Genomic DNA, 5151 nt, shown 5'->3' on the forward strand with positions numbered 1-5151 from the left:
ATTTTTTCTATCTTATAAGTTATATATTTACTTTTAAATGTATTTTTAAAATATGTTAATGAACTCTTTATTGAATAATTTTTGATATACTTTAATTAACGTAGGGGGGAATATTATGTTTAGTTTTATATTAACTATGTTAATCTGTATATTTCTATTTATTAGTGCATATCAAATTCTAGTAAAAGATAATTTTAAGTTTGCTGAAATACCAGAAGTTTGCTTGCAAAAACTTTCTCAAAAGGAGAGATCTTATTTGCGTAAATCAATAAGTATATCATATATTTTGATTGGATTACTTATTTGGCTATTAATTATAATTGAGTCAACATTATTAACCAAACTTATACTAATTTTAGTCGGAGTTATATCTATAAATTTGATTAGAGTAACTATAAAATTTGTTTATTCAAAATAAAGTTAAGGACCTTAAGTTTGACTTATACTAACGTCTCTAACTTTATCTCTCAATATTGTTATATAGCTTGTTAACTATATTGATTTCATCATTCTATACCATTAAGTTACAATAGTAAACTAAACTTTAGATTGAAAATAAAATAATAATTATATATATTTAAATAAAGAAACAATTATAAATTAATAAGCAAAAAATAATTAAAAGAAGAGATTAAATTATATATACGTAGCTATAATTTAGTATAAAATACAAGGGGCTACATATCAGTGAAATAATTATCTAAAAAGTTATGAAGCGCAGAAAGAATACTAAACAGCTTTGTGATGAAAACCGAATTTACGGTGTTTATAAATTAGAAAGAAATTGAACGATATATAAATATGCTAAGAAATCACTGCCGAAAGATTTTTTAAAAAAGAAGGAAAGTGAGAAACAATGAATACAGTACTGATGATTGATGATGATAAAGAGCTCTGTTCTCTTATAAAGAAGTGTTTGGATAATGAAGAAATATCGACTCTAGTAGAGTTTAGTGGAAGTGAAGGACTTAAAGTTGTGGATGAAAAGAAAGACAATCTTTCTCTTATTATTCTTGATGTTATGCTACCTGATTTAGATGGATTTAGTATCTTAAAAAAAATAAGAGAAGTAAGCAATGTACCTGTTTTAATGCTAACTGCAAAAAATAGCGAAGAAGATAAAATAATTGGTCTTCGAACGGGTGCAGATGATTACTTGACAAAACCATTTAGTATAAATGAATTGACTGCACGGGTAGATTCTCTTATACGCCGATTTACCAAATTCAACAACATACCAGATAAACACCATTTAATCCTCAAAGGAATGATAATAGATATAGATAATCGTATTGTTTGTGTAAACGATAAACAAATTGACTTGACAGGTAAAGAATTTGACTTGCTATCATTTTTAGCGAGTAATAAAGGACGTGTCTATACAAAAAAGCAGATTTACACGCAAGTGTGGGAAGATGAATACACTTTTGATGATAGTAATATTATGTCATTTATAAGCAAACTTAGAAAGAAAATTGAGCCAAATCCTGATAATGCTTTTTATATTCAAACTGTTAGAGGTGTGGGGTATCGCTTTAATAGGGAGGTTTAGAAATGGGACTTACTGAATTTCTTATAATCGTATCCGCTATATTACTGATTGTTGTTTTTTATCTGGTTTTAAAACTATACAGAACAAAACAGCAGATCAGCGTGATACAAGAAGCGGTAACGGACATTAAAGACGGAAATTTAAACCGCAAAATACTTACAAGAGAAAATGACATGACAAGGCAGATTTGCTATGACTTAAATGCAATTACCACAGGTATGCAAGCAACACTAATAAATCAAAGACAGTCCGAACAGGCATACAAACGCTTGATGACAAGTCTTTCTCACGATGTTAAAACACCATTAACATCTCTTGTAGGTTACTTGGAAGCGATAGAAAAAAATATTGTCACAGGGAAAGAAAAGGACGAATATATACAGGTTGCAATAGGTAAAGCACATAATCTAAAAGATTTTACAGAGCGACTTTTTGAATGGGTAAAACTTGATGCAAGAGAACAAATATTTCATTTTAAAGTATGCGATATTAACGAACTTTCTCGTAGTATTGCCGCTGATTGGATTATTATTATAGAAAATAATAATTTCGATTATGAAATAAATATCCCCGAAAATGAATGTCTAGCCCGAATTGATGTAAATTCTTATACTCGAATTTTGAATAATCTTTTTCAAAATGTTATTGCTCATAGTAAAGGCACAAAACTTGTTTTTGATTTATATGAAAATGAAAATCAAGTCACGATAAAAGTTTCTGATAATGGTATAGGAATACCGCGTGATGAATTGTCACATATATTTGAAAGAATGTATCGAGGGGATAAATCTCGAATGACCACAGGGGCAGGACTTGGATTGTCTATCACGAAAGAACTTGTGGCTGTTCATAAAGGGACGATTGACGTGGAGAGTGTTTTAAAAGGATCTACTACATTTACTATTATTTTTCCAAAATCTCTATAAAGCTAAGGGATGAAAGCTCTGTATTATGCAGGGCTTTTTTTGTAAATAATAAAAGCAAGGAAAGAACAAGCTTACGGCAAGGTTATGGCAAGGTAAATGTATTATAATTTAATTGTGATTGTTTCTACCGTCATATCGGTTATTATATTGGGAAAGTAAAGGTATTGAAAGAGAGGAGATTTTATATGAATGATCTTATAATTGAAACTAAACAATTGACTAAAAAATATGGAGAGCAGACAGCAGTTAATTCAGTCAACCTCCATGTAAAAAAAGGTCGTATTTATGGATTATTAGGGCGTAACGGAGCAGGAAAAACCACTATCATGAAAATGATTTTAGGGTTGACTTCAATCACTTCCGGTGAAGTGGATGTATTCGGACAAAATATCAAAGGTCAAGAAAAACGAGTATATCCCCGTATCGGTGCTATTATCGAAACACCCGGTTTTTATCCAAATTTAACAGGAACAGAAAACTTAGAAATTTTTGCGAAGCTACGTGGTACAGTTGGCCCGAATGCAGTTGAAAATGCATTGAAAGTAGTAGGGTTACCTTATAAAGACAAAAAGTTGTTCGGTAAGTATTCTCTGGGAATGAAGCAACGTCTTGGTATTGCTAACGCTATTATGCACGACCCTGAACTACTGATTTTGGACGAACCTACAAACGGTCTTGACCCTATTGGGATTGCAGAAGTAAGAGATTTTATTAAAAATTTGAGTGTTGAGCATGGAAAAACAATCCTTATTTCCAGTCACATTCTTTCCGAAATCTCATTATTGGCTGATGATATTGGAGTTATTGACCATGGTGTTCTTTTAGAGGAAAGCAGCATGGAGGAACTTGAAAAGAAAAACCGTAGCTATATAATGCTGCAAGTTTCAGATATTCCAAAAGCTACACTGATCTTAGAACGAGAGTTCAACTTGAAAGATTATTCTGTTCAAGATGATCAAACCCTACGACTTTATGATACTACTCTGGATATAGGTAAAATAAATAAATCCCTTGTAATGCATAATATAAATGTTATTAGTTCGGTACTGCGTCATGATACATTAGAGGACTACTTCAAGAAAATTACAGGGGGTGAAGGTATTGCTTAACCTTATTCAAACAGAATTTCTTAAACTACGTCGCAATAAACTTATTTGGCTCATGTTGTTAGCCGCTCTAATTATGCCGTTTTTCGCACTATTTTTTGTGGATAAAGGTGTTGACCCGAGAAAGTATTATAGATGGTCAGCACTTGGTTTTACTCTTATCATTATCTTACCTGTTATTTTGGGAATACTTAGTACTATGCTTATGCACGAAGAGAATCAGTATGATATGTTAAAACAACTTTGGATTGTTCCTATCAGCAAAATGGGATACTTTTTCAGTAAATTTTTTATAGTTTTAGTTTACTCCATTTGTTTCATGCTAATTACATTCGTAGCTTCCGTTATGGTTAGTGTACTTTCGGGATATCTTGTATTTGAATGGGAGAACGTATTTTATTTGCTGAAAAAATGTTTAGTGGCTGGTTTTTTTACTGCTTTTGCAATGTTGCCGATTTTAGCAATAGTCTCATCGCAAAAAGGATATATTCTCCCGATTTGTATAACGTTGGTTTATGCCTTTTTAAATTTTTTTATAATGCCTGTAAATATGTATCTACACCCCATATCTAGTATGGCAGCTATAGTAGATATTCCGGGTATTGTTCAAGCAACTAACGTTCCTTTAGCGTTTCTTTGTATTTGCATTTGGGATATTATTTCAGTATTCTTTGCAAATATCGTATTGAAAAGAAGTGAGGTGTAAAGAATGGGAAATTTACTTTGGGCTGAAATCCAAAAAATTCGCCGTTTAAATATTGTTTGGATTTCAGTTTTTGCTACAGTTATGGTAGCTGTTATTATTTTTATATCGGGATGCGTTACATACAATGGTTCACGGAATATAGACAGTGCAGGATGGTATATGGATATGGCTCAGCCTTTGGCAACACTTTTTGTTCTTCCCGCAGTCATTTCTCTTTTGGGAAGTTATATGATTTGTCGTGAAGAAGATGACGATACTATAAAATCTTTGCTACTTATTCCCGTAAATGAAACAAAGTTAATTGCTACAAAAATGATTATTACTTTTTTATTTAGCATTTTCATTTATTTACTGCTCTTTGCAATAGCATTTTTGACTGAGGCAATATTACACTTTTCCGATTTATCGGTAGTAATGGTTTTAGATTTTCTGAAAATATATTTTCTTCAAGGATTTGGAATATTCCTTGCTATCTCGCCCATTATTGCCTTGGTATCATATATGAAAAAAGGCTATTGGATTGCATTAGTATTAACTGAAATGTACTCTTTTGCTGGACTATTCATGAGTATGTCAAACACCCTAAAAACATTTTATCCTATTGCTGCAGTATTTGGGGTTTCTGGTTACACTGAAGCTACTGCCCAAAGTCGGATAGGAAGTGTTATAATCTTGTTACTATGTGGTTGCTTTTCTGTTTTTATACTCAAAGGTTTCAGATATAGTGAAAAAAATTAGCCATACGCTTGAGCGTATGGCTAAAATCAATGATATAAAAATAAAAGAATACTGTAATTATAATTATATATACAGCCTAAAATATGCTTTATTCTAATACTTAAAACAGTTATATAATTTAAA

General features: G+C 31.3%; 6 protein-coding genes. All 6 read left to right on the forward strand.

The features are described from left to right. Nucleotides 1-115 precede the first annotated feature (115 nt). The 6 genes from VN21_RS15950 (at nucleotide 116) to VN21_RS15975 (ending at nucleotide 5028) form a co-directional block, all read left to right on the forward strand. Nucleotides 116-418, forward strand: a complete 303-nt coding sequence (locus VN21_RS15950; protein ID WP_046824130.1) for a hypothetical protein — start codon at nucleotides 116-118, stop codon at nucleotides 416-418. A 438-nt stretch (nucleotides 419-856) separates the two neighbouring features. Beyond that, complete coding sequence (locus tag VN21_RS15955) at nucleotides 857-1552, forward strand: response regulator transcription factor (protein WP_046824131.1); 696 nt, start codon at nucleotides 857-859, stop codon at nucleotides 1550-1552. A 2-nt stretch (nucleotides 1553-1554) separates the two neighbouring features. Then, nucleotides 1555-2478, forward strand: coding sequence for a sensor histidine kinase (locus VN21_RS15960; protein WP_046824132.1), 924 nt, complete (start codon nucleotides 1555-1557; stop codon nucleotides 2476-2478). Between the two features lie 185 nt (nucleotides 2479-2663). After that, complete coding sequence (locus tag VN21_RS15965; protein ID WP_046824133.1) at nucleotides 2664-3587, forward strand: ABC transporter ATP-binding protein; 924 nt, start codon at nucleotides 2664-2666, stop codon at nucleotides 3585-3587. Beyond that, a complete protein-coding gene (locus tag VN21_RS15970; RefSeq protein ID WP_456299415.1) occupies nucleotides 3571-4290 on the forward strand; it encodes an ABC transporter permease in 720 nt (239 codons plus the stop codon). Before VN21_RS15965 ends, VN21_RS15970 begins: the two co-directional genes overlap by 17 nt. Before the next feature lie 3 nt (nucleotides 4291-4293). After that, on the forward strand, nucleotides 4294-5028 hold the full coding sequence (locus tag VN21_RS15975; protein WP_046824135.1) for an ABC transporter permease: 735 nt from the start codon (nucleotides 4294-4296) through the stop codon (nucleotides 5026-5028). Nucleotides 5029-5151 lie beyond the last annotated feature (123 nt).

It is taken from the genome of Paraclostridium benzoelyticum (assembly GCF_001006285.1).
Classification (GTDB): Bacteria; Bacillota; Clostridia; order Peptostreptococcales; family Peptostreptococcaceae; genus Paraclostridium; species Paraclostridium benzoelyticum.